This window comes from Mesorhizobium sp. WSM4814, assembly GCF_055811595.1.
In genome coordinates, this window is sequence record NZ_JBVVQT010000004.1 from 123734 (window position 1) to 146869 (window position 23136).

21 protein-coding genes are annotated in these 23136 nt (G+C 62.7%); 9 read left to right on the forward strand and 12 right to left on the reverse strand.

What is annotated here, in order from left to right; genetic code table 11:
* Positions 1 to 151: 151 nt before the first annotated feature.
* Positions 152 to 1672, forward strand: coding sequence for a phosphomannomutase/phosphoglucomutase (locus AC0L2V_RS09040; RefSeq protein WP_473519949.1), 1521 nt, complete (start codon positions 152 to 154; stop codon positions 1670 to 1672).
* 41 nt (positions 1673 to 1713) lie between these two features.
* Here the strand turns inward: AC0L2V_RS09040 and betB are convergent, their stop codons facing one another.
* From betB to betI, 4 genes are all read right to left on the reverse strand, one after another.
* A complete protein-coding gene (betB, locus tag AC0L2V_RS09045; protein WP_473509846.1) occupies positions 1714 to 3177 on the reverse strand; it encodes a betaine-aldehyde dehydrogenase in 1464 nt (487 codons plus the stop codon).
* 162 nt (positions 3178 to 3339) lie between these two features.
* Positions 3340 to 5001 (reverse strand): choline dehydrogenase, encoded by a 1662-nt coding sequence (betA, locus tag AC0L2V_RS09050; protein ID WP_473509848.1) that lies wholly within the window; start codon positions 4999 to 5001, stop codon positions 3340 to 3342.
* A complete protein-coding gene (betC, locus tag AC0L2V_RS09055) occupies positions 5001 to 6530 on the reverse strand; it encodes a choline-sulfatase (protein ID WP_091590336.1) in 1530 nt (509 codons plus the stop codon). Before betC ends, betA begins: the two co-directional genes overlap by 1 nt.
* On the reverse strand, positions 6527 to 7117 hold the full coding sequence (gene betI / locus AC0L2V_RS09060; protein WP_091590338.1) for a choline-binding transcriptional repressor BetI: 591 nt from the start codon (positions 7115 to 7117) through the stop codon (positions 6527 to 6529). The genes betC and betI overlap by 4 nt, the downstream gene beginning before the upstream one ends.
* Before the next feature lie 225 nt (positions 7118 to 7342).
* Here betI and AC0L2V_RS09065 point away from each other — a divergent pair, with 225 nt between their 5' ends.
* The 3 genes from AC0L2V_RS09065 to AC0L2V_RS09075 all read left to right on the forward strand — a co-directional run bounded on the left by AC0L2V_RS09065 (position 7343) and on the right by AC0L2V_RS09075 (position 10285).
* On the forward strand, positions 7343 to 8509 hold the full coding sequence (locus AC0L2V_RS09065; RefSeq protein WP_091590838.1) for an acetyl-CoA acetyltransferase: 1167 nt from the start codon (positions 7343 to 7345) through the stop codon (positions 8507 to 8509).
* Between the two features lie 129 nt (positions 8510 to 8638).
* The gene (locus AC0L2V_RS09070; RefSeq protein WP_473519950.1) at positions 8639 to 9643 is read left to right on the forward strand and encodes an asparaginase; all 1005 of its coding nucleotides are present in this window, start codon (positions 8639 to 8641) and stop codon (positions 9641 to 9643) included.
* 168 nt (positions 9644 to 9811) lie between these two features.
* On the forward strand, positions 9812 to 10285 hold the full coding sequence (locus AC0L2V_RS09075) for a GreA/GreB family elongation factor (RefSeq protein ID WP_473509856.1): 474 nt from the start codon (positions 9812 to 9814) through the stop codon (positions 10283 to 10285).
* Positions 10286 to 10407: 122 nt separating this feature from the next.
* On the opposite strand, the gene AC0L2V_RS09080 is transcribed toward AC0L2V_RS09075, so the two are convergent.
* The 4 genes from AC0L2V_RS09080 to AC0L2V_RS09095 all read right to left on the reverse strand — a co-directional run bounded on the left by AC0L2V_RS09080 (position 10408) and on the right by AC0L2V_RS09095 (position 14646).
* A complete protein-coding gene (locus AC0L2V_RS09080) occupies positions 10408 to 10797 on the reverse strand; it encodes a type II toxin-antitoxin system death-on-curing family toxin (RefSeq protein WP_473519951.1) in 390 nt (129 codons plus the stop codon).
* Complete coding sequence (locus AC0L2V_RS09085; RefSeq protein WP_023800850.1) at positions 10794 to 11015, reverse strand: AbrB/MazE/SpoVT family DNA-binding domain-containing protein; 222 nt, start codon at positions 11013 to 11015, stop codon at positions 10794 to 10796. Before AC0L2V_RS09085 ends, AC0L2V_RS09080 begins: the two co-directional genes overlap by 4 nt.
* Before the next feature lie 71 nt (positions 11016 to 11086).
* Positions 11087 to 13210, reverse strand: coding sequence for a methylmalonyl-CoA mutase (scpA, locus tag AC0L2V_RS09090; protein WP_473509860.1), 2124 nt, complete (start codon positions 13208 to 13210; stop codon positions 11087 to 11089).
* Complete coding sequence (locus tag AC0L2V_RS09095; protein WP_473519952.1) at positions 13207 to 14646, reverse strand: methylmalonyl-CoA mutase subunit beta; 1440 nt, start codon at positions 14644 to 14646, stop codon at positions 13207 to 13209. The genes scpA and AC0L2V_RS09095 overlap by 4 nt, the downstream gene beginning before the upstream one ends.
* A 257-nt stretch (positions 14647 to 14903) precedes the next feature.
* On the opposite strand from AC0L2V_RS09095, the gene AC0L2V_RS09100 reads away from it, so the two are divergent.
* Positions 14904 to 16451, forward strand: coding sequence for a helicase HerA-like C-terminal domain-containing protein (locus AC0L2V_RS09100; protein ID WP_473519953.1), 1548 nt, complete (start codon positions 14904 to 14906; stop codon positions 16449 to 16451).
* 119 nt (positions 16452 to 16570) lie between these two features.
* Here AC0L2V_RS09100 and AC0L2V_RS09105 read toward each other — a convergent pair whose 3' ends face one another.
* Positions 16571 to 17395 carry a L,D-transpeptidase gene (locus AC0L2V_RS09105; RefSeq protein WP_473509866.1) on the reverse strand — a complete coding sequence of 275 codons (825 nt, stop codon included), beginning with the start codon at positions 17393 to 17395 and terminating at the stop codon, positions 16571 to 16573.
* Positions 17396 to 17658: 263 nt separating this feature from the next.
* Positions 17659 to 18321 (reverse strand): haloacid dehalogenase type II, encoded by a 663-nt coding sequence (locus AC0L2V_RS09110; RefSeq protein ID WP_023800845.1) that lies wholly within the window; start codon positions 18319 to 18321, stop codon positions 17659 to 17661.
* Between the two features lie 157 nt (positions 18322 to 18478).
* Here AC0L2V_RS09110 and AC0L2V_RS09115 point away from each other — a divergent pair, with 157 nt between their 5' ends.
* The 4 genes from AC0L2V_RS09115 (at position 18479) to AC0L2V_RS09130 (ending at position 21660) form a co-directional block, all read left to right on the forward strand.
* Positions 18479 to 19357, forward strand: a complete 879-nt coding sequence (locus AC0L2V_RS09115) for a branched-chain amino acid aminotransferase (protein WP_091590841.1) — start codon at positions 18479 to 18481, stop codon at positions 19355 to 19357.
* A 107-nt stretch (positions 19358 to 19464) separates the two neighbouring features.
* Entirely contained in the window at positions 19465 to 20061 is a 597-nt protein-coding gene (locus AC0L2V_RS09120) for a superoxide dismutase (protein WP_292545469.1), read from the forward strand.
* Between the two features lie 198 nt (positions 20062 to 20259).
* Positions 20260 to 20703, forward strand: coding sequence for a c-type cytochrome (locus AC0L2V_RS09125; protein WP_091590353.1), 444 nt, complete (start codon positions 20260 to 20262; stop codon positions 20701 to 20703).
* A gap of 9 nt (positions 20704 to 20712) precedes the next feature.
* The gene (locus AC0L2V_RS09130; protein WP_473509870.1) at positions 20713 to 21660 is read left to right on the forward strand and encodes a cytochrome c; all 948 of its coding nucleotides are present in this window, start codon (positions 20713 to 20715) and stop codon (positions 21658 to 21660) included.
* A 10-nt stretch (positions 21661 to 21670) separates the two neighbouring features.
* On the opposite strand, the gene AC0L2V_RS09135 is transcribed toward AC0L2V_RS09130, so the two are convergent.
* A complete protein-coding gene (locus AC0L2V_RS09135) occupies positions 21671 to 22519 on the reverse strand; it encodes an LON peptidase substrate-binding domain-containing protein (protein WP_473509871.1) in 849 nt (282 codons plus the stop codon).
* Between the two features lie 204 nt (positions 22520 to 22723).
* Positions 22724 to 23113 (reverse strand): SET domain-containing protein, encoded by a 390-nt coding sequence (locus AC0L2V_RS09140; RefSeq protein ID WP_091590843.1) that lies wholly within the window; start codon positions 23111 to 23113, stop codon positions 22724 to 22726.
* Between the last annotated feature and the right edge of the window lie 23 nt (positions 23114 to 23136).

Consider the following 23136-nt stretch of genomic DNA (forward strand, 5'->3'; position numbering starts at 1 on the left):
GGCAGCGCTTCTGTCGCATTTCTTGCCGTTTCGCTCTAACGTCATACAGGTTTCAGTTCCCTGCGGGATAAACACCGCTTAACGGCTCGTGTTATAGGCATGGCCACCTGCGTTGAAACCACTCTGAATCCAGCCGCTTGGAGTTGCTGTCTTGTCCCTGAAGATCGTTAGTGAAGCCCTTCCCAACACCTTCGAGTTTGAAACCTCGGCGCTGATCAAGGCGTCCGGCTTTCGTGAGTATGATGCGCGCTGGTGGTTCGGCCATCCGGGCTCTGCCGAGCCGCCGGAGCTCAACCTGATCGGTGTCCAGGCGCTTGGCATGGGGCTCGGCACGCTGATCCGGCGCCTGGGCGCCGGACCGGATATCGTGACTGGGCATGATTTCCGTTCCTATTCGCTGGCGATCAAGCTGGCGCTGGTTTCCGGGCTGATGGCCGCCGGCGCGCGGGTTAGGGATATCGGGTTGGCGCTATCGCCGATGGCTTATTTCGCCCAGTTCGCGCTCGACACGCCGTCTGTCGCCATGGTCACCGCCTCGCATAACGAGAATGGCTGGAGCGGCGTCAAGATGGGGGCGGCGCGGCCCTTGACCTTCGGTCCGGAGGAAATGAGCGCATTGAAGACGATCGTGCTTGCCGGCGACTTCGACCTGGTCGGCGGCGGCGCCTATGACTTCGTTGCGGATTTCCGCAAGATCTATCTCGACGACCTGACCCGCGACAAGCGCATAGCGAGAAAGCTCAAGGTGGTCGCCGCCTGCGGCAACGGCACTGCCGGCGCTTTTGCACCTGAAGCGCTGGAACGGATCGGCTGCGAGGTGATCCCGCTCGATGTCGAGCTCGATCATAGGTTTCCGAATTACAACCCCAATCCCGAAGACATGAAGATGCTGCACGCTATCCGCGACAAGGTGCTGGAGACAGGAGCAGATGTCGGGCTTGGCTTCGACGGCGATGGCGACCGCTGCGGCGTGGTCGACAATGAAGGCAACGAGATCTTCGCCGACAAGGTCGGCGTCATGCTCGCGCGCGACATTGCGCGCCTGCATCCAGGCTCGACCTTCGTCGTCGACGTCAAGTCGACCGGATTGTTCAATACCGACGCCGCGCTGCGCGCCGATGGCGCCGTCACCGATTATTGGAAGACCGGCCACTCCTACATAAAGCGGCGCGTCGCCGAGCTTGGCGCTATCGCCGGTTTCGAGAAATCCGGTCATTTCTTCTTCAACCCGCCGATCGGGCGCGGCTATGACGATGGTCTGATCACAGCCATCGCCATCTGCGAGATGCTGGATCGCAGCCCGACAAGCAGCATGGCCGATCTCTATCGCGACATGCCGCTGACCTTCGGCACGCCGACCATGTCGCCGCACTGCGCCGACGAGCTTAAATATGGCGTGGTCGAGCGGGTCGTTTCCGACTTTCAGGCCATGAAGCACGACGGCGCCATCTTCGCTGGCCAGAAGATCGCCGAGCTGATCACCGTCAATGGCGTTCGCGTCGTTGCCGAGGATGGCACCTGGGGCCTGGTGCGGGCGTCGTCGAACAAGCCGGAGCTTGTCGTCGTGGTGGAGAGCCCGGTGTCGTCGGAGCGGCGCCGGCAGATGTTCGAAGCCGTCGATGCGGTGCTGCGCCGCAGCCCCGAAGTCGGCGCCTACAACCAGACGTTCTAAGTTCTCTGGCTAAGGTCTCTGGTCGGCGGCGCCGGTGAGCCTCAATAGGGGCTCGCGACGTCGCCGGTCTCGACATAGACCGACTTCAACTGCGAATAGAGTGCCAACGCGGCAAGTGAGTTTTCTCGCCCGATTCCCGACTGCTTGAAGCCGCCGAAGGGAATTTCGACGGGCGTCAGGTTGTAGGCGTTGATCCAGCAGGTGCCGGCCTGCAGCTCGGCGATGACGCGGTGGGCGCGCGGCAGGTCGCGCGTGAACACGCCGGCGGCAAGGCCAAATTCGGTATCATTGGCGCGGTCGATCACCTCGTCCTCACCGTCGAATTTCAGCACGCTCATGACAGGCCCGAAAATCTCCTCGCGCGCGATGCGCATGGTGTCGGTGACGCCGGTGAAGACCGTCGGCTCGACGAAGAAGCCACCCTGGAAACCTTGCAGCGAAGGTACATTGCCGCCGCAGGCGAGCACAGCGCCATCCTGCTTGCCGGCCTCGATATAGCCGATGACCTTTTCATGCTGCGCCTTGGAGACCAGCGGTCCCATCTGCGTTTCCTGGTCGAGCGGATCGCCGATACGGATTTTCTTGGTCCGTTCGACCAGTCGTTCGACGAAACGGTCGTGGATGCCCTTCTGCACGAAGACCCGCGTGCCGTTGGAGCAGATCTGGCCGGTCGAATAGAAATTGCCGAGCATGGCGCCGCCGATGGCATTTTCGAGATCGGCATCGTCGAAGATGATCAGCGGCGACTTGCCGCCAAGCTCCATGGTGGCATGCTTCATCTTCGAGCCGGCGAGCGACAGCACCTTGCGACCGGTCGGCACCGAGCCGGTCACCGAGACCTTGGCGACGACATCGTGCCCGACGAGGCCGGCGCCGACATCGCCATAGCCCTGCACGACGTTGAACAGCCCGTCGGGCAGGCCGGCCTCGGTGTAGATTTCGGCGAGCGCCAGCGCCGACAGCGGCGTGTTCTCCGACGGCTTGAACACCATGGCGTTGCCCATGGCGAGTGCCGGCGCCGATTTCCAGCCGGCGATCTGGATCGGGTAGTTCCAGGCGCCGATGCCGACGCAGACGCCCAGCGCCTCGCGCCTTGTGTAGGCAAAGGCGCCGCCGAGATCGACGGACTCGCCATTATAGGCAGCGACCGCGCCGCCGAAATATTCGAGGCAGTCGGCTGCCGATGGCGCGTCCGCCACCAGCGTCTCCTGGATCGCCTTGCCGGTATCCAGCGTCTCGATGCGTGCCAGGTCGGCGTTGCGCACGCGCAATATGTCGGCGGCGCGGCGCAGGATGCGCCCGCGCTCGACCGGCTTCAGCCGCGCCCAGGCCGGTTGTGCTGCACGCGCTGCTTCGATCGCCAGTTCAAGCACGTTCGGCGTCGCCGAACGCAGCATCGCGATGGTCTCGCCGGTTGCTGGATAGATGACCGGCAGCGGCGCACCTTGCTCATCGTCGATGTAGCGTCCGTTGACATAGTGCGATGCCTTTGGCTGGGCGCGCATGGGACCTTCTCCAAACTGTCTTTCGATGGGACCGGCGGGCGGGCACCGCCGGATCATGGCTTATCGCATCGGCTCGAAAATCGGAATCGATTTTCGGAAAGCACGATGCGAGGACTAAAAAAGCGATAGAGTGCTTGTGCGTCCGAATGGACGCACGTCGCTCTATCGATCCGACACCTGCCAGCGCGGATTGATCCATGGTTCCTGGTTGGACGGCGCCAGCGGCGTGCGGCCGAGAATGTGGTCGGCGGCCTTTTCGCCGGTCATGATCGACGGCGCGTTCAGATTGCCGTTGGTGACGCGCGGGAAGATCGAAGAATCGGCGATCCGCAGCCCTTCGACGCCGATGACATGGCATTCCGGATCGACGACGCTCATCCGATCATCCTTGCGGCCCATCTTGCAAGTGCCGCAGGGGTGGTAGGCGCTTTCGGCGTGATCGCGGATGAAGGCATCGAGATCGTCGTCCGACTGCACGTGCGAGCCCGGCGAGATCTCCTTGCCGCGATAGGGGTCGAAGGCCGACTGGCCGAAGATCTCGCGCGTCAGCCGGATGCAATGGCGGAACTCGATCCAGTCGTCCGGATGCGACATGTAGTTGAAGCGGATCACCGGCTTCGATCCGGGATCGGGCGAGCGCAGCGTGACCGAACCGCGCGACTTCGATCGCATCGGCCCGACATGCGCCTGGAAACCGTGCGCTTTCGCGGCCGCCTTGCCGTCATAGCGGACCGCCGCCGGGATGAAATGATACTGGATGTCGGGATAGTCGACGCCGGCGCGCGAGCGCACGAAGGCGGCCGCCTCGAAATGGTTGGTTGCGCCGAGGCCCGATTTGAAGAACAGCCATTGCGCGCCGATCAGCGCCTTGGAGAACGGGTTCAGCACCGAATTCAGCGTGATCGGCTGCGTCGATTCCTGCTGGATGTAGAGTTCCATATGGTCCTGCAGGTTGCGGCCGACGCCGGGCCGGTCGGCGATCACCGGAATGCCGTATTCCCTCAGATGTTGGGCCGGGCCGATGCCGGACAGCATCAGGATCTTGGGCGAATTGATCGAGGAGGCGGCAACGATCACTTCTCGTCGCGCCTTGATCACCTGAATCCGTCTGCGCACTTCGATCTCAACACCGGTGGCGCGTTGATTCTCGATGATCACCCGTCGGGCGAAGCCCTTGACCAGGCTTACATTTTTCCGCCTCAGCGCCGGCCTGAGATAGGCACTCGCCGCCGACCAGCGGCGGCCGCCGCGAATGGTCTGCTCCATCGGACCAAAGCCTTCCTGCTTCGCGCCGTTGTAGTCGTCGGTCAGCTCGAAGCCGGCCTGACGGCCTGCCTCGACGAAGGCGCCGTAGAGTGGATTCGTCCTTGAGCCGCGCTGCACGGTCAGCGGGCCGCCGTGGCCGCGCCAGCCATTCTCGCCGCCGTTTGCGTCCTCCATGCGCTTGAAGTAGGGGAGCACGTCGGCAAACCCCCAGCCAGCCGCGCCCTGTTCTGCCCAATGGTCGAAATCGCGGGCGTGACCGCGTACATAGACCATGCCGTTGATCGAGGACGAGCCGCCGATGACCTTGCCGCGCGGCGTCGCCAGCACACGGCCGCCGAGATGCGGCTCCGGCTCGCTGGCAAAACCCCAGTCGTAGAGGCTCATATTGAGCGGGATCGACAGCGCCGACGGCATCTGGATCAGCGGCCCGATGTCGCTGCCGCCAAATTCGATGACGATCACCGAATATTTGCCATCCTCCGACAGCCGGTAGGCCATGGCCGAGCCGGCCGAGCCGGCGCCGATGATGACGAAATCCGCCTCAAGACCGTCTGTCATCATTCGCCTCGTGGAAAGCGCTTCTGCTCTTCGAGCAGGTCGAGGTTCATGTGGTTGCGCATGTAACGTTCCGAGGCCTTCTGCAGCGGCTGGAATTCCCAGGGGTAATGTGTGCCGTTGCGCAGCGCCGGATAGACCACCCAGCGGCGCGCCTGGCTGGCGCGCACGGCGGCATCGAAGGCAGCCATGTCCCAGCGCGCCTGGACCTTGCCGGTGAAAGAAGCCACCAAAGCCGCGTGCGCCGGGTCAGCGGCGAGGTTGGTCAATTCCCGCGGATCCGATTCAAGATCAAACAGTTGCGGCGGATCGATCTCGCAATGGATGAATTTGTAGCGGCCCTCGCGGATCGCCACCATCGGCGCGTTGGAGCCTTCGGCCGCATATTCCATCAGCACAGGTTCAGCGCGCGTCTTGCCGTCGAGCAGCGGCAGCAGCGACTGGCCGTCGGTCCATGGCGCAATCGCGCTCATGTCGATGCCGGCGAGGTCGCAAAGCGTCGGCACGACGTCGAGATTGGAAACCGGCGCGTCGATCAGGATGGCCGAAATATCTTTTCCGGCGATCATCAGCGGCACCCGCGCCGAGCCCTCGAAGAAGCACATCTTGAACCACAGGCCGCGCTCGCCGAGCATGTCGCCGTGATCGGAGCAGAACAGGATGATCGTGTCGTCGAGCATTCGCGTGCGCTCGAGCACCGACAGCAGTTCGCCGACCTTGTCGTCGAGATAGGAGATGCTGGCGAAATAGCCGCGCCGCGCGCGGCGGATCTGCTCGCCGGTGATGTCGAAACTGTCATAGTCGCTGGCGCGGTAAAGCCGCTGCGAATGCGGATCCTGTTCGTCATAGGGGATGAAGCCGACTTCCGGCTCGAGCGCCGGGCAATCCTCGTAGAGATCCCAGTAGCGCCGGCGCGCGACATAGGGGTCGTGCGGATGGGTGAAGGAGACGGTCAGGCACCACGGCCGGCGCGCGGCATCGTCCGAGACGCGGGCGAAATCATAAAGCTTCTGCACCGCGTGAAAAGCGACTTCGTCGTCATATTCCATCTGGTTGGTGATCTCGGCGACACCGGCGCCGGCCACCGAACCGAGATTGTGATACCACCAGTCGATCCGCTCGCCGGGCTTGCGATAATCCGGCGTCCAACCGAAATCGGCCGGATAAATGTCAGTGGTCAGCCGCTCCTCGAAGCCATGCAACTGATCCGGCCCGACGAAATGCATCTTCCCGGACAGGCAGGTGTGGTAGCCGGCGGTACGCAGATGATGCGCATAGGTCGGGATCGACGAGGCGAATTCGGCGGCATTGTCATAGACCTCGGTGCGCGACGGCAACTGGCCGCTCATGAACGCCGCACGGCCCGGCGCGCAGAGCGGCGAGGCGGTGTAATTGTTCTTGAAGCGCGCCGAACGAGCCGCCAGCGCCTTCAGATGCGGCGCATGCAGGAAGTCCGCCGGCCCATCCGGGAACAATGTGCCGTTGAGTTGATCGACCATGACGATCAGAAAATTGGGTCGCTTCGACGTCACTGCGCGCTCCGCTGGCCGAGTTTCGTTTCGAGATAGTCCTCGATCAGCGCGATCGCGGTCGCGGCATTGGGCACGCCGTCCTTCAGCGCGCGCCTGATGTAGAGCCCGTCGATCAGCGCCGCTGTCGCCTCGGCGACACGGTCGGCTTCGCTTCTCGGCAGGATGCCAGTCAGCCCGCTCAACAGATTGGAATGCAGGCGTCGCGCATAGACCTTGAGCAGCCGGCGCAGCGCTGGCGATTTCTGCGCCTCGACATAGAAGGCGAGCCAGGCGGCTATCGTTTCCGGCTGGAACTGGGCGTCGGAGAAATTGACCGCGACCACCGCCGAAACGCGCTGGCGTGGCGTGCTGGCCGATCGAAGCGCGCGCCGCATGTCGGCGGTCAACTCGGCCAGGATGTGCCGCATCGTCGCCAGCAAAAGTTCGTCCTTGGCGCCGAAATAGTGATGGGCGAGCGCCGAGGACACCCCGGCGCGCCCGGCGATTTCCGACATCGTCACATCAAGCGAACCGCGCTCGCCGATCGCCGAGATCGTCGCGTCGATCAGCGCCCTGCGGCGCAGCGGCTCCATTCCGATTTTCGGCATCTTTGCTCCGGTCCGTTGCGGCAAGATTATTTTTTATTGACGGATCAATCAACAAAAATCCGACGCGATTGTGTGGCAAATGTCAGCTGCCGTGACCAGATATCAAGATCAAGTCGTTGTGTGGTTCTGGCCCCTTTACGAAGTCGCTGGGACGGTTCATTCTTGAACAATGTTGATAGCGCGCCGCGACATCGCGTAGCCCGGCCCGCAGGGATGGAGATAACCATGACAGCATGCATCGTCGGCTGGGCGCATTCGCGCTTCGGCAAGCTCGAAGGCGAGACGCTGGAGGGCCTGATCACCAAGGTGGCTAGCGGGGCGCTCGATCATGCCGGCATCGGTCCGGACGAGGTCGACGAGATCGTGCTCGGCCACTTCAATGCCGGCTTTTCCGCACAGGATTTCACCGCAAGCCTGGTCCTGCAGGCCGACGACCGGCTGCGCTTCAAGCCGGCGACGCGCGTCGAGAACGCCTGCGCCACCGGCTCGGCGGCGGTCAGGCAAGGCATCCGCGCCATCGACGCCAATGCGGCGCGTATCGTGCTGGTGGTCGGCGCCGAGCAGATGACGACGACATCAGGTCCAGAAATCGGCAAGAATCTTCTCAAGGCCTCGTATCTGCCCGAGGAGGGCGACACGCCGGCAGGCTTCGCCGGCGTTTTCGGCCAGATCGCGCAAGCCTATTTCCAACGCTATGGCGACCAGTCGGACGCGCTGGCGATGATTGCCGCCAAGAACCACAGGAACGGCGTCGACAATCCCTACGCGCAGATGCGCAAGGATTTCGGCTATGAGTTCTGCCGGCACGAGAGCGAGAAGAACCCCTTCGTCGCCGGTCCCCTGAAGCGTACCGACTGCTCGCTGGTGTCGGACGGCGCCGCCGCGCTGGTGCTTGCCGACACGGCGACGGCATTGAAGATGCGCCGCGCCGTCGCTTTCCGCGCCAATGAGCACGTGCAGGATTTTCTGCCGATGTCGAAGCGTGACATCCTGGCATTCGAGGGTTGCGAGCAGGCCTGGAATCAGGCGCTGAACAAGGCTGGCGTGACGCTCGACGACCTGTCCTTCGTCGAGACGCATGACTGCTTCACCATCGCCGAGCTGATCGAATATGAGGCGATGGGCCTGGCCAAACCGGGCGAGGGCGCAAAACTGGCGCTGGACGGCGAGACGGCGAAGGACGGCCGGCTGCCGGTCAATCCGTCAGGCGGGCTGAAGGCCAAGGGCCATCCGATCGGCGCCACCGGCGTGTCGATGCATGTGCTGAGCGCCATGCAGCTCGTCGGCGAGGCCGGCGGCATCCAGGTGCCGGGAGCAAAGCTCGGCGGCATCTTCAATATGGGCGGTGCCGCGGTCGCCAACTATGTTTCCATTCTCGATCGGATCAGATAAAAACCGCTCGCATTACAGCGCCGCGCGCCCTTCCGGGCGCGCAAAGGACGCTGTAACACTTTGATTTTACGCAGGATCCTTTTCGAAAATCGAATCCGATTTTCGAGGTCGTGCGTTAGCGGGGAATTCATGACAAATCCGGTTCTGGTCGAAGTTTTGCGCGGCACCGTGGTCGAGAGCGCGCATCGTGGCGCCATTGCGGTCTTCGATGCCGATGGCAAGCCGGTCTGGGAAATCGGCGATACGGCTCGCCCGGTGTTCCCGCGCTCGGCGGTCAAGGCGATCCAGGCGCTGCCGCTGGTCGAAAGCGGCGCCGCCGATGCGTACGGTTTCGGCGACCGCGAACTGGCGCTGGCCTGCGCTTCGCATTCCGGCGAGCCGGCGCATGTCGAACTGGCGCGGGCGATGCTGGCCAAGGCCGGGCTGGACGTGGCGGCACTGGAATGCGGCGCGCATTGGCCGTCCAGCCATCACGCGACCGTTGCGCTGGCCAGCAACGGCAATTTGCCAAACGCGCTGCACAACAATTGTTCCGGCAAGCATGCGGGCTTCCTCTGCACCTGCGTCCACGCCGGCGTCGCCCATCGCGGCTACGTCAAATCCGGCCATGCCTCGCAGGAGATGGTGCGCGATGCGATGCAAGCGGTGACCGGTGCCGCCCATGATGTCGATCATTGCGGCACCGACGGCTGCTCGATCCCGACCTATGCCGTGCCGCTGCGCAGCTTCGCCCTCGGCTTTGCCCGCATGGCGACCGGTGCCGGCTTTGAACCCGTGCGCGCCAAGGCCGCAAAGCGGCTGCTTTCCGCCTGCATGGCCGAGCCATTTCTGGTCGCCGGCACGGGCAGGGCTGATGTTGCGCTGATGCAGGCCGCGTCAGGCCGGATTTTTGTGAAGGGAGGGGCCGAAGGCGTCTATTGCGCGGCACTTCCCGAGCTTGGCCTTGGCATTGCGCTGAAATGCGACGATGGCGCCGGCCGCGCCGCTGAAGTCGCGGTCGCGGCCGTGCTGGCCAGGTTTTTGCACGCCGACAAGGCGCTGGCGGCGATACTGACCGAAGAGGCACATCCGCCCATAGAAAGCCGGATCGGCGCCAAGGTCGGCTCACTCCGCCCTACTGCTGCGCTGGACTGAGAACGGGCATTCAGCTCGCATGATTGCGTCCGACGGTCAGTTGCGCAAAGCCACACAAATTCCCAGCGTCCTGCCGTCGCGCCGCAGGAATCGTGTCACGCCGGATCGGCAGATCCGGTTTTCCGGCAATAGCTTGTGGAGTCGCCACGCGAGGCATAAGCTCGACTGATGAGCAGAGCCTTCACGCGCGAAGAAGATAGCGAAAATGCCATCGCTGGCATCGGCGAGCGGCCGATCAGCCACCTTCGCAATCTGGTGACGCAACGCGGCCTGGCGCTGATCGACGCCGAACTGGCTGCCCTGCGCGACGATCTGGGCAGAGCGGAAAAGAGGGCCGACCGCGAGCGCATCGCGCTCATCTCGCGCGACCTGCGCTACTGGACCGCGCGGCGTGAAAGCGCCGAGCTTTCCGTGCCGGAACCGGGCAGCGACCTGGTTCGCTTCGGCATGGGCGTCACGCTGGAAGGCGATGACGGCAGGAAGGTGCACTGGAGGATTGTCGGCGAGGATGAGGCCGATCCGGCCAAGGGGACGATTTCCCATGTTTCACCGATGGCCTTGGCCTTGTTCGGCAAGAAGGTCGGCGAAATTGCCGTGGTGAACGGCAGGGAGTGGGAGATTGTGAAGCTCTCCGACAGCTAATGCATGTCGCCCCAAAAGCATGCGGGCCTGACCCGAGGGTGCGCAGCGGTTTTGCGATAGCGACTGCATAAAAACGAGAACTTAAAGCGCGTCGCGGGAATCCATCCCGAACGCGACGCACATTAGCCCTCGACCTTGACGACATGGTCGCGGAAGAACGCCGCAGCACCCGCCTCGTCGATTTCGCCGGCGGCAACGCCCATGACGAACTCATAGATCGTGCCGTTGTCGGCCATCAGCACATAGCCGTTGACAATCAGGAACGCGCCGGCGGCGACGATGGCCGTGCGCTTGTTGCCGTCGACAAAGGCGTGATTTCTGGCGATGCCGAAGATATAGGCCGCGGCCAGATCCTCGATCGATGGATCACCATAGTTGGCCTTGTTCTCGGCTCGGGCGAGCGCCGGTTCGAGGGCATTCTCATCTCTCAAACCGTGCGCGCCGCCGTGCCGACGCAACTGCTCGGCGTGCATGGCTTCGACCGCACGCCGGCTCAGGAACTCCCAGCTCATTCGGCGAGCTTCTGAAGCGCGACTTTGTATTTGTCCATGACTTGGCGAGCGGCTTCCATCTGCCGCTCGAAGCTGTCGTCCACTGGCCGAAGGGCGATGCCCTTGCTCGTTTCGACGATCTCAAGCTGATCGCCGGCCTTCAGATTCAGGTGATCGAGAATTTCCTTGGGCAGGATCACGCCTTCGGAATTGCCGATTTTGCGAATGGTCGTGTTCATGGATTCAACCCTTGTTGCAACGCCAATTATAACTCAAATTGTCGGTCGTTGCAACATGGATTATAACAAGTTCAGCCGGCCTGCAGCAGCCTATCCATCAGCCGCTCCGCCGCTTCCGGGATGACGGTGCCTGGCGGGAAGATTTCCACAGCACCCGCCTGCCGTACCGCCTCATGATCTTGCGGCGGGATGACGCCGCCGGCGACGATCAGCATATCGTCGCGGCCAAGCTTCTTCAGCGCGTCCCTGAGTTCGGGAATGAGCGTCAAATGACCCGCGGCCAGCGACGAGGCGCCAATGATATGCACGTCGTGCTCGACGCCAAGCCTGGCGATCTCGTCCGGCGTCTGGAACATCGGCCCGACGGTGACGTCGAAGCCTAGGTCGGCAAAGGCGGTGGCGATCACTTTCTGGCCGCGATCGTGGCCATCCTGTCCCATCTTGGCGACGAGAATGCGTGGCTTGCCGCCGGACTTCTCCTCGAACGCGACGATCTTATCCTGCAGCCGATCGACCGCCGGATTGTCGCCGAGCGCCTTGCGATAGACGCCGGAGATCGTCTGGACGGAGGCGACATGGCGGCCAAAAACCTTTTCCAGCGCCAGTGAAATCTCGCCGACCGTGGCGTTGGCGCGTGCGGCGCGAATGGCGAACTCCAGCAGATTTTCGCCGCTCTCCGCAGCCCGGCTCAGCGCACTCAGTGCGCTCTCGACGGCGCCGACGTCGCGCGTGCCTTTCAGCCGCTGCAGTTTCGACAATTGCCGGGCCCTGACTTCGGCGTTGTCGATCTTCAGCACGTCGACTTTGATATCCGTCTCGGGACGATGGGCGTTGACGCCGACCAGGATCTGCTCGCCGGAATCGATCCGCGCCTGCGTGCGCGCGGCGGCCTCTTCGATGCGCAGCTTCGGTATGTTTTTTTCGGTTGCGGCGGCCATGCCGCCCAGGCTCTCGACCTCTTCGATATGGGCAAGCGCGCGCGCCGCCAGGTCATGCGTCAGCCGTTCGAGATAGGCAGAGCCGCCCCACGGGTCGATGATGCGGGTGGAGCCGGATTCCTTTTGCAGGATGAGCTGCGTGTTGCGGGCGATGCGGGCCGAATGGTCGGTCGGCAGCGCCATCGCCTCGTCGAAGGCGTTGGTGTGCAGCGATTGTGTATGACCCTGCGTCGCCGCCATCGCCTCGATCATGGTGCGAATGATGTTGTTGTAAGAGTCCTGCGCCGTTAGCGACCAGCCCGAAGTCTGGCAATGGGTGCGCAGCGACAGCGAGCGCTCGTCCTTCGGCGAGAAGTTCTTCAGCATCAGGGTCGACCACAAAAGGCGGGCTGCCCTCAGCTTGGCGACCTCCATGAAGAAGTTCATGCCGATCGCCCAGAAGAAGGACAGGCGCGGCGCAAAACGGTCGATATCGAGACCCGCCGCGACACCGGCGCGGGCATATTCGATTCCATCGGCGATGGTGTAGGCGAGCTCGAGGTCGGCGGTCGCCCCTGCCTCCTGCATGTGATAGCCGGAGATCGAAATCGAATTGAACTTCGGCATGTGCTGCGACGTATAGGAGAAGATGTCCGACACGATCCGCATCGAAGGTTTTGGCGGATAGATGTAGGTGTTGCGCACCATGAACTCTTTCAGAATGTCGTTCTGAATGGTCCCGGCGAGGTCCTTTTGCGCAACGCCCTGTTCTTCCGCGGCGACGATGTAGAGCGCCATGATCGGCAGCACCGCGCCGTTCATGGTCATCGACACCGTCATCTCGTCAAGCGGGATGCCGTCGAAGAGCTGGCGCATGTCGAGGATGGAATCGATGGCGACGCCTGCCATGCCGACATCACCGGCAACGCGCGGATGATCGCTGTCGTAGCCGCGATGCGTGGCAAGGTCGAAAGCGACCGACAGTCCCTTTTGGCCGGCCGCGAGGTTGCGCCGGTAAAAGGCGTTCGACTCTTCCGCCGTCGAGAAGCCGGCATATTGCCTGATCGTCCACGGCTGCTGGACATACATGGTCGGGTAGGGGCCGCGCACAAATGGCGGCAGGCCCGGATAGGTGTCGAGATGCGGCAACCCCTTGAGGTCGCCCTGGTTGTATAGATGCTTGATGGCCAGTCCTTCCGGGGTCATCCGCTGGCCCTTGACCTCGATCGGCGCCCGGCGCGGCGCCGACCAGCCGATCTGGCTGAAATCGGGGATCATGATGCTGCTCCGATCGATTGATCGATACGGATCGGAAACAGCGGCTCGCACACCGCGACGCCCTCGGTGACCGCGGGCCGCCGCTCCGCCGCCAGGGTTTCGACCGGACGTTCGGTCTTCGACGGGTGAAGCGTCGTGCCGATGATGGCCCGCTCGCCCGCCTGATAGGCAGCTTTGCGGCGGGCGGCGGCCGCCAGAACCCGTTTCTGGATGTGTCCTTGCTGCAGGCTGGACAGCACGCCGCCTTCCGCCTCGATCCGCTGGAATTCTTCCCACGCAGCTTCACCGAGTTCGCCAGTCAGCGCTTCAACGGCGCCCGAACCGCAAGCAGGGTCGGCGACATGATCGATATGGCTTTCGTTGGCCATGATCAGTTGCGTATTGCGGGCAACACGGCGGGCAAAGCCCGCCGGCAGGCCATGCGCGATCGTATGCGGCAGGATGGAGACCGAGTCCGCCCCGCCGGCTGCCGCGGCAAAAGCGGCGATCGTGGTGCGCAGGATGTTCGTCTCCGGGTCCGCCGAAGTCATCATGCGGAACGATGTCTCGGCATGGATGTTGGCGGTGGCGGCGGAGATCGAGCATGCCTCCTGGACCCGCGCCCACAGCCTGCGCAGGGCCCTGACCTTGGCCATCGATACGAACTGGTCCTGGTCGACGCTCAGCGCAAAGCCGATATGGGGCGCCGCATAGACAAGCGGCTGGCGCGCCTCCTCAAACATCCGGAGATAGGAGACCGCCGAAGCCATCATGGTGCCCAGCTCCTGCGCTTCGGTGGCGCCGGCATTGTGGAAGACGCGTCCGTCTGCCTCCAGCAGGACCCCGGGCACGCCCATCGAGAAAAAGTGCGCCAGGGACTGCGGCATCGACGCCTGCAAGGCCTCGATCGACATCCGCAACCGGCCGGTTCCGGCAAAGATCGCCGCCGGGTCGATGCCGAAGGACAGGTTGAGCTTTGCCGGGTCTGACCGGCGCTTGCTCAAGAACGCAACCAGCCAGTCGGCCACGGCGCGGCTCCAGGGATGCGCGTCGATGCGGACCTGGATGCGGTTGAGCGGCACGCCGTCCAGCACGGTCTCCAGTGCCTCGGCAGTCCTCGGCAGGCCGTAGCCGAACGCATTCGGCGCGCCTTCGAAGACAAGCGACAATCCGGTGGCGCCCTGTGCGACGTCCTCCAGGGCCTGGGCTTTGGCGCGGCCGACATCCGGATCGTCGATACGCTGGCTGACGATCCACGGCGATCCGGGGTTTGCCCGTGGGAGAGGCTCTGCGGTGACCGAACGATCATAAAGCGGTTCGATGCGGATGCCATCGTCCGTATGGGATACGAGTGTTTCCTCGAAGGATCCGCCGGCCAGGGCTTTTTCCGCAAGGGCCAGCCACCGCTGCCGGTCAGGGTTCGGAAGTTCGGCATCGTGGTTCAAGGCACCGGCCATCCGCTCTCCTCGTCTTCTCGGCCGATAGGCCTGGAACGTCAGTCTACGGTTCCCCGTCGCATATCACAATGCAACACGCGCCCTGCGAGGGTGAACCGTCAACCGATTGCCAAACATGCGCAAAATCCGCAAGCTCCAAAACCCAATTTCGACCATGGCCATTGTCGCTGCGCAATGGCGTCATTATACCTGCGGCGAGCCCCGCTACTTTCAATAGATCAGGGCATTCAACACTTCAGGTTGCGGAGACCCGACACATGGCTGACGACACCAGTATTTTCATCGGAGCCAGCCGAAAGCCTGATGACAGCTACCAGCGCGCCGAAAACCTGCTGCTTCAGTATGGCAATCGTCATGGCCTGGTCACCGGCGCGACCGGCACCGGCAAGACCGTGAGCTTGCAGATTTTGGCGGAAGGTTTCTCCAATGCCGGCGTGCCGGTCTTCTGCGCCGACATCAAGGGCGACCTGTCCGGTATCGCCATGATGGGCGCGGCACAGGATTTTCTGGTCAAGCGCGCCGAGCAGGTCAAGCTCGATCCCTATGATTTCCAGGAATTTCCGGTCATATTCTGGGATCTTTTCGGCGAGCAGGGCCATCCGATCCGCGCCACCGTCTCGGAAATGGGGCCGCTGCTGCTGTCGCGGCTTATGAACCTGTCCGAGGCGCAGGAAGGCATCGTGAACATCGCCTTCCGCATCGCCGACGAGGAAGGCTTGTTGCTGCTGGACCTGAAGGACCTGCAAGCGCTTCTTGCCAACATCGCCGAACGCGCCGAAGAAATCGGCGCTCGCTACGGCAATGTGACGAAACCTTCGGTTGGCGCAATCCAGCGCACGCTGCTGGTTCTGGAGCAGCAGGGCGCGACGAATTTCTTCGGCGAGCCGGCATTGCGGATCGCCGACATCATGCGCACCACCCGCGACGGGCGCGGCGCGATCAGCGTGCTGGCCGCCGACAAGCTGATGATGAATCCCCGGCTCTATGCGACATTCCTGTTGTGGCTGATGTCGGAACTGTTCGAGGAACTGCCCGAAGTCGGCGATCCCGACAAGCCAAAGCTGGTCTTTTTCTTCGACGAGGCGCACCTTCTGTTCGATGACGCGCCGAAAGTGCTGATCGACCGCGTCGAGCAGGTGGTCCGCCTGATCCGTTCGAAGGGCGTCGGCGTCTACTTCGTCACCCAGAATCCGCTGGATATCCCCGAAACCGTTCTGGCCCAGCTCGGCAACCGGGTGCAGCACGCCCTGCGCGCCTACACGCCACGGGAGCAGAAGGCCGTGAGGACCGCCGCCGAGACGTTCAGGCCCAATCCCGACTTCGACTGTGCTACCGTGATCACGCAGCTCGGCACCGGCGAGGCGCTGATCTCGACGCTGGAAGCCAAAGGTGTTCCGTCCATGGTCCAGCGGACGCTGGTTCGCCCGCCGTCGTCGCGACTTGGCCCGATCACGCCTGACGAGCGCCGCACGCTGATCACCGAGAGCCCGGTTGCGGGGCAGTACGATCAGACCGTCGATCGCGAATCGGCTTTCGAGATGCTGCAGAAAAAAGCCAAGGATGCGTTGGACGCGGAGGCACAGCAGCAGGAGAGCGGCGGCTCGCGCTGGACCATTCCAGGCTTCGGCAATGATGATCCCGCCCCCCAGCCCACCGGCGGCAGGCGAGCACCGGCGCCGCGAGCGTCCAATCGCCAGACGGTGGCGGAGGCGGCGATCAAATCGGTGGTTCGCTCGGTCGGCACGTCGGTTGGACGGGCGATCGTGCGCGGCATCCTCGGCAGCCTGGCCAGGGGGCGGCGCTGAAAGCACCGCATCGGACCCAAAACGGGCACCGGTTTTGCGAGAATCCGATGCTCGTCGAAAAGCATCGGACCGGAAATTCGCGGCGCCGAAAGTCCGCCGCTCCAGCGCCTTCGACCAGCTCAGAAGATCGGTTCCGAGATCGCCCTTGCCGGGCCGAGCAGGATCGATCCTTCCGGGACGCCCGCATCGATTGGAATGGCTTTGCGGTCTGCCGTGGCAACCAGTTCCTGACCGACACCGGAGGTAACGATCACCGGCGTCTTGTTGGGCACACGGTCATAAAGATCGATAATGTCCTGATTTATCAAGCGAACGCAGCCAGATGACACTGATTTGCCTATGGAAAACCACTCCGGCGAGCCGTGCAGGCGGTACAGCGTGTCCTCGTTGCCCTCGAAAAGATACAGCGCCCGCGCTCCGAGCGGATTGGTGAGCCCGCCGGGCATGCCGCCATTCTCGGCGCTGTATTTTGCGTACTCGGGCTGGCGGGCGATCATTTCGGCCGGCGGCGTCCATTTCGGCCACTTCTGCTTCCACTGGACGACGGCATCGCCAGACCATTCGAAACCTGCGCGACCCAGCCCGACCCCATAACGAATGGCTTGTCCGCCCGGACGCACGAGATAGAGGTGGTGGCCGGCCGTATCGACGACGATGGTGCCGGGCGCTTGGCCGGTCGGATCGGGAACGATTTGACGCAGAAATTGCTCGTCGATTTTCTCGTAGGGTATGCCCGGCAGCTCGAACCCATTGTCGCTGACCGGACCGTACATTGTTGCATAGTCCATGAGCGGCGGCTCGACATTGGCTGGCGGCGGCGGCTCGACAGGCCGGCCTGCCGTCGTGGTGCAGGCGGAAACCGCAATCGAGGCGGCGCCGAGCGCAGCGGCGTTGAGAAAGCCGCGACGGCTCAGGCGATAGGAGTCGATTTCGGTTGTGAACATCGTTGCCTTTTTTTAAGTCTCATATCGAAACAGAACATGAATACGCCAATCAGTACGGCGCGCCAGCCCTACCAATGCCTGGCGCGATAGGCGGTTCCGATTCTGGCCTGAGGGTGAACAAACAAAGGCAAAGCTGTGACGGTTCAGCCCCTGTTGCGCCGAGGCAACAGGCCCGCAGCGCCGCGCGTCAGCAAAGGACGCTGTCGCAGTTTTATTTTGCCTATGATCCTTTCCAAAAATCGATTCCGATTTGGGCTCATGTGTCATCCTGCGGCGAGCAGGCCTTCGAGCGAGGGCAGGATCAAGGCCGGCGGAAAGTCCCGGTATTCCTCGGGCTGGTCGGAGCGGTTGATCCAGACTGTCCGGAACCCGAATTTGGTGGCGCCGGCGACGTCCCAGCGGTTGGATGACTGAAACGACACCGCACCCGGATAGAGACGCCAGCCTGTCGTGACCATGTCGTAGACCGACGGATCGGCCTTGAAGCGCTTGACGGCCTCGACGGAATAGATGTCGTCCAGAACCTGGTCGAGCGCGGCCGATTTGACCGCCGCTTCCAGCATTTCAGGCGAGCCGTTGGATAGGATCGCCAGCTTGGCGCCAGATGCTTTGAGCGCCTTGAGCACGGCCGGCACCTCCGGATAGCAGTCCAGCCGCCAATAGGCGTCGAGCAGCTTGGCCCTCAGTCCCTTGTCCGCGGAGGGAACCTTTCGCAAGGCGAAATCCAGCGCCTGTTCGGTGAGTTGCCAGAAATCGGCGTAGGCGCCCATCAGCGTCCTCACCCAGGAATATTCCAGTTGTTTGGCGCGCCAGATCTCCGACAGGAGCTGGCCGTCCGGTCCGATCTGGTCGGCATGACGGCGGACGGCTGCGTGCACGTCGAACAGCGTTCCGTAAGCGTCGAAAACGTAAGCCGCATGTTGCATGGTAACAGTTTTGCGGCGAGGCAAGGCCGGGCGCAAGCACGGATTGCAATTTCGCATGCCGCTGGCCTTAACAAATCTCAGCCAAATCAGTTGACGGCAGACGCCAAAGCATCTTCCAATGGCGAGACAGGACAGCTCTGAAACGCGGAATCAAGCGATGACACTGGCGGCTGCGGCGCAATCCGCGACATGGACCTTCGTGGATGGCGACTGGTATGAAGGCAACGTCGCCATTCTGGGGCCGCGCAGCCATGCCATGTGGCTCGGCACCAGCGTGTTCGATGGCGCCCGCTGGTTCGAGGGCGTCGCCCCCGACCTCGACCGCCACGCCGCGAGGGTGAACGCCTCGGCGATCGCGCTTGGTCTCAAACCATCCATGAGCGCCGAAAAGATCGTCGGGCTGACCTGGGACGGGCTGAAGAAGTTCGACGGCAAGACGGCGGTCTACATAAGGCCGATGTACTGGGCCGAGCATGGTGGCTATATGGGCGTGCCGGCCGATCCGGCCTCGACCCGGTTCTGCCTTTGCCTCTACGAATCGCCGATGATCCCGCCGTCGGGCTTTTCGGTCACCGTCTCGCCGTTCCGGCGCCCGACCATCGAGACCATGCCGACCAACGCCAAGGCCGGCTGCCTTTATCCCAACAACGGTCGTGCCATCCTCGAAGCCAAGATGCGCGGCTTCGACAACGCGCTGGTGCTCGACATGCTGGGCAATGTCGCCGAGACCGGAACCTCGAACATTTTCCTGGTCAAGGATGGCCATGTCCTGACGCCGGCGCCGAATGGCACGTTCCTGTCCGGCATCACCCGCTCGCGGACGATGACGCTGCTTGACGAGTATGGCTTCAAGACCATCGAAAAGGCGCTGTCGGTGCGCGAATTCCTCGAAGCCGACGAGATATTCTCGACCGGAAACCACTCGAAAGTCGTGCCGGTCACCCGCATCGAGGATCGCAGTCTCCAGCCCGGGCCCGTAGCGAAAAAGGCGCGCGAACTCTATTGGGAGTGGGCGCATTCGACTTCGGCCGGCTGACTGGCTAAAAAGCGAACCGGCGCTTCGTTCCGGAGTTGCTCCACACCAATCCAGACCTATGTTAGTCCGGTATCGACACCGGATTTTTTCCACGAGGAGTACGACCGATGGCTTTTGAATTGCCCGCCTTGCCCTATGACTACGAGGCATTGCAGCCTTACATGTCGAAGGAGACGCTGGAGTATCACCACGACAAGCACCACAAGGCTTATGTCGACAACGGCAACAAGCTGGCTGCCGAAGCCGGGCTCGGCGATTTGTCGGTCGAAGAGGTTGTGAAACAATCCTTCGGCAAGAACCCCGGGCTCTTCAACAATGCCGGCCAGCACTACAATCACATCCACTTCTGGCAGTGGATGAAGAAGGGCGGCGGCGGCAACAAATTGCCGGGCGCGCTGCAAAAGGCGTTTGACAGCGATCTTGGCGGTTACGACAAGTTCAAGGCCGATTTCATCGCCGCCGGCACCACCCAGTTCGGTTCGGGCTGGGCCTGGGTTTCGGTCAAGGACGGCAAGCTGGCGATCTCGAAGACCCCGAACGGCGAGAACCCGCTGGTCCATGGCGCGACCCCGATCCTGGGTGTCGATGTCTGGGAGCACTCCTATTACATCGACTATCGCAACGCCCGGCCGAAATATCTCGAAGCCTTCGTCGACAATCTCATCAACTGGGACCATGTCCTCGAGCTCTACGAAAAGGCGTAGGCCTGACTGAGTTGCAGAAGAGCCCCGGCAAAACCGGGGCTTTTCTCTATGTGCCAAATGATCGGCCGCCCTTTTCCAACGACCGTCGCGAAAAATTTACACAAGCGTGAGGCGAATTTCCGGAATTTTCAAGCCAGTTTTGCCGTTATGGATCAGTCGGACCTTCACCCGAAACATCTTCACCATGGAGCCAGTTGAATGAGAAAGCTTATCCTCGCCATCTCGATGCTCGCCTTCGCCGGTTCGGCGGCGTTTGCCGATCCGATCCAGGAGCGGCAGGCCATTATGAAGGAACGTGGAAAGATCGCCGGCCAATTGTCGAAAGTCGTCAAGGGCGAGACCCCTTATGACGCAGCGGCCGTGCTGGCGGCGTTGAAGGCGCTGGAGGCAAACGCCGAGAAGTTCCATGCAAACGTCGACACTCTTTTCCCGGCTGGCAGCGACACCGGCGACACCACAGCTGCCCCAAAAATCTGGGACGATATGGCCGGCTTCAAGGCGGTGGAAGAAAAATATCTCGCCGACGTCAAGGCTGCGGCGGCCGCCGCTCCTGCCGACGTCGATGCCTTCAAGGCGGGGTTCAACACCATAGGCGGCGATTGCGGCACCTGCCACAAGACATACAGGATTAAGAAGGGCTGATAGCGGGCGATGCGCCTGCTGAAAAAACTCGTCGGCGCCGCCCTCGTTCTGGGCGTCGCCGGCGCGGTTGCCGGCTGGTTCCTGTCGGCGCCGGTCAGGCTCGACAGCGAGGCCCTGGCGCAGCTCGGCCCCGGCGATGCCGCCAGGGGCAAGCGCATTTTTTATGCCGGCGGCTGCACGTCCTGTCATGCGAAGCCAGGCTCGCAAGGCGACGCCCGCCTTCAACTGGCCGGCGGTCTCGAACTCAAGACGCCGTTCGGCATCTTCGTGCCACCGAACATCTCGCAGGATACCTCGGACGGTATCGGCGGCTGGTCGGTCGAAGACCTCGCCAACGCCATGCTGAAGGGCGTGTCGCCGAGCGGCGAGCACTTCTATCCGGCGTTTCCCTATGCATCCTACGCACGCATGAAGCCGGCCGACATAGCCGATCTCCATGCCTTCCTGAAAACGCTTCCGGCGGTGGCGGGCAAGGCGCCGCCCAATTCACTGGGGTTCCCGTTCAACATCCGTCGCGGCATCGGGCTGTGGAAACGTCTCTATTTGAGAGACCAGCCGGTGGTCTCCTTCCCCGATGGCACGCCGGATCCGGTGATGGCCGGCCGTTACCTGGTCGAAGGGCCCGGCCATTGCGGCGAATGCCACACGCCGCGCGATTTTGCTGGCGGCACCAGGAAGAGCGAGTGGCTGGCGGGGGCCGCGGCTGCCGAAGGCAGCGGCATCGTGCCGAACATCACTTCGGGCGAAGGCGGGCTCGGTGACTGGTCGGAGGCCGACATAGCCTACTTTCTGGAAACCGGCTTCACCCCGGATTTCGATTCCGTCAGTGGCGCCATGGTCGACGTGCAGAGAAACATGGCCGAGCTGACGCCCGAGGACCGGGCGGCGATCGCGGCCTATCTGAAGGCCGTCCCGCCGCACCCCAACGGCTATCCCCCACGCAAGCCGGCGAATTAGTTAGCATCCGTCAGCCGGCTGGTTCTGGCCCATTCTCAGGCCGGCCAGCCTTCATCAGGTCGAGGATCTTTTCAAGCCGGGCGACGACATCGCTGGTTTCCAGAAGCTGCTGCTTCTGTTCGATACTGATCGACAGCAGCGGCGCGAGCGTATCGGCTAGGACACCGGGATCGCCGATGGAGGGCAGGCCGAGTCGCGCCTTGGGCCTTCGTGGAAGCGAGGAAAAATCGATGTTGGCATAGCTCTGATATGTATCGAGAACCGCGCTCGAACGTGCTACCGCCTCCGCCGATTGGCGACGCTGCTCTTCGACCGGCGCGACCTCCGCCGCCAGAAAGTCGGCGTTGACCAGGTGAAGGATCGCGGCTCGCTGGAGGCCGGAGACCGAGACCTTAAGTACCCCATCCACCTGCGTCTGGCAGTTTATCACGCTAGCCGTGACACCCACCGGATAGAGAGAAGCAAGGTTGCCGGGATCCTCGTCGGTCGCGTGCCTCTGTGCGACCACAAGAACGCGGCGGTCGCCTGCCATCGCGTGCTCCACAGCGCGCCGCGTTTTGTCGCGGCCCACGAAGACCGGAACAGTCATTTGCGGAAAGAGCACGAAATCCCGCATTGGAAAAATCGGCAGATCCGCGCCGGAGGACGGGGGCGGGCTGGCCTCGGGCGCCAGGTTTCTGGGCCCAGCTCCGACTGGTTGGCTCGCCTGAATCCTTGCAGCCAATACGTTCCAGTCGCGCAAGCCGAGGACCCTAGCAATGAGCTCGAGGCTTTCGCTGTGGGACAGCGAAACGGATTTGGCGCTCAGCGCTTCGGACAGCGTTTGCGCCATGGCTTTTGCATCGCGGAAATCGCGCATGGAATCATTCTTTGCTTCGAAGAACGGAAGACGTCAGAGCTTGCGTTACTGACCCGTTCGTTCGGGCAAAGGGAGCCTGAAGTGGCTCGATACATTCACCTTACCCGGGAGGGCGCAAGCAGCAGGTTGTATCCACCTGTTTGGAAGGTGCGCTGAAGGTCCGTTGTTGTCAATCCTGCCCGCGCTGCATTCCACGCTCCCGATTTACAGGTGGCGGTCGCCGAGGAAATCGAAGCCGGTTTCAAAGAAATGATTGTAGTTGCAGGTCATTTCCTCGCCGGGCGCGATGTCGCGCAGTGCATAAGTCTCGTCGGGCGAGGCGACGTCGCAATTCGGGTCATCGGCATGGTTCATGAAGCGGGCGTCGTCGGCTTCGAAGACGACGAAGTTCGGGTCGCGCCGATCGGGATAGGAATAGCGATCGAGATAGGCTCTGACCGGCCCGGTTTCGCGCTCATAGACCTCGACAGGGATGCGCCGGTCGTAATTGGGATGGAGCTTCCAGACCAGTGTGCCGCGGGGAATGTGGTTCTTGGCAAAGACACCGATGCCCTGGATGGGCGATTTGTCGAGATAGACGTCGACGAGCAACATTGCGGACCCTTGCCGTGACTGAA

What these genes read in the sequence shown, in the direction of transcription:
- betB (WP_473509846.1), bottom strand. Translation starts at nt 3,177, where the DNA reads ATGCGCGCCCAGCCAAAGGCATCGCACTATGTCAACGGACGCTACATC.
- betA (WP_473509848.1), bottom strand. Translation starts at nt 5,001, where the DNA reads ATGACAGACGGTCTTGAGGCGGATTTCGTCATCATCGGCGCCGGCTCG.
- betI (WP_091590338.1), bottom strand. Translation starts at nt 7,117, where the DNA reads ATGCCGAAAATCGGAATGGAGCCGCTGCGCCGCAGGGCGCTGATCGAC.
- AC0L2V_RS09065 (WP_091590838.1), top strand. Translation starts at nt 7,343, where the DNA reads ATGACAGCATGCATCGTCGGCTGGGCGCATTCGCGCTTCGGCAAGCTC.
- AC0L2V_RS09070 (WP_473519950.1), top strand. Translation starts at nt 8,639, where the DNA reads ATGACAAATCCGGTTCTGGTCGAAGTTTTGCGCGGCACCGTGGTCGAG.
- AC0L2V_RS09075 (WP_473509856.1), top strand. Translation starts at nt 9,812, where the DNA reads ATGAGCAGAGCCTTCACGCGCGAAGAAGATAGCGAAAATGCCATCGCT.
- AC0L2V_RS09080 (WP_473519951.1), bottom strand. Translation starts at nt 10,797, where the DNA reads ATGAGCTGGGAGTTCCTGAGCCGGCGTGCGGTCGAAGCCATGCACGCC.
- AC0L2V_RS09085 (WP_023800850.1), bottom strand. Translation starts at nt 11,015, where the DNA reads ATGAACACGACCATTCGCAAAATCGGCAATTCCGAAGGCGTGATCCTG.
- scpA (WP_473509860.1), bottom strand. Translation starts at nt 13,210, where the DNA reads ATGATCCCCGATTTCAGCCAGATCGGCTGGTCGGCGCCGCGCCGGGCG.
- AC0L2V_RS09095 (WP_473519952.1), bottom strand. Translation starts at nt 14,646, where the DNA reads ATGGCCGGTGCCTTGAACCACGATGCCGAACTTCCGAACCCTGACCGG.
- AC0L2V_RS09100 (WP_473519953.1), top strand. Translation starts at nt 14,904, where the DNA reads ATGGCTGACGACACCAGTATTTTCATCGGAGCCAGCCGAAAGCCTGAT.
- AC0L2V_RS09105 (WP_473509866.1), bottom strand. Translation starts at nt 17,395, where the DNA reads ATGTTCACAACCGAAATCGACTCCTATCGCCTGAGCCGTCGCGGCTTT.
- AC0L2V_RS09110 (WP_023800845.1), bottom strand. Translation starts at nt 18,321, where the DNA reads ATGCAACATGCGGCTTACGTTTTCGACGCTTACGGAACGCTGTTCGAC.
- AC0L2V_RS09115 (WP_091590841.1), top strand. Translation starts at nt 18,479, where the DNA reads ATGACACTGGCGGCTGCGGCGCAATCCGCGACATGGACCTTCGTGGAT.
- AC0L2V_RS09120 (WP_292545469.1), top strand. Translation starts at nt 19,465, where the DNA reads ATGGCTTTTGAATTGCCCGCCTTGCCCTATGACTACGAGGCATTGCAG.
- AC0L2V_RS09125 (WP_091590353.1), top strand. Translation starts at nt 20,260, where the DNA reads ATGAGAAAGCTTATCCTCGCCATCTCGATGCTCGCCTTCGCCGGTTCG.
- AC0L2V_RS09130 (WP_473509870.1), top strand. Translation starts at nt 20,713, where the DNA reads ATGCGCCTGCTGAAAAAACTCGTCGGCGCCGCCCTCGTTCTGGGCGTC.
- AC0L2V_RS09135 (WP_473509871.1), bottom strand. Translation starts at nt 22,519, where the DNA reads ATGCGCGATTTCCGCGATGCAAAAGCCATGGCGCAAACGCTGTCCGAA.
- AC0L2V_RS09140 (WP_091590843.1), bottom strand. Translation starts at nt 23,113, where the DNA reads ATGTTGCTCGTCGACGTCTATCTCGACAAATCGCCCATCCAGGGCATC.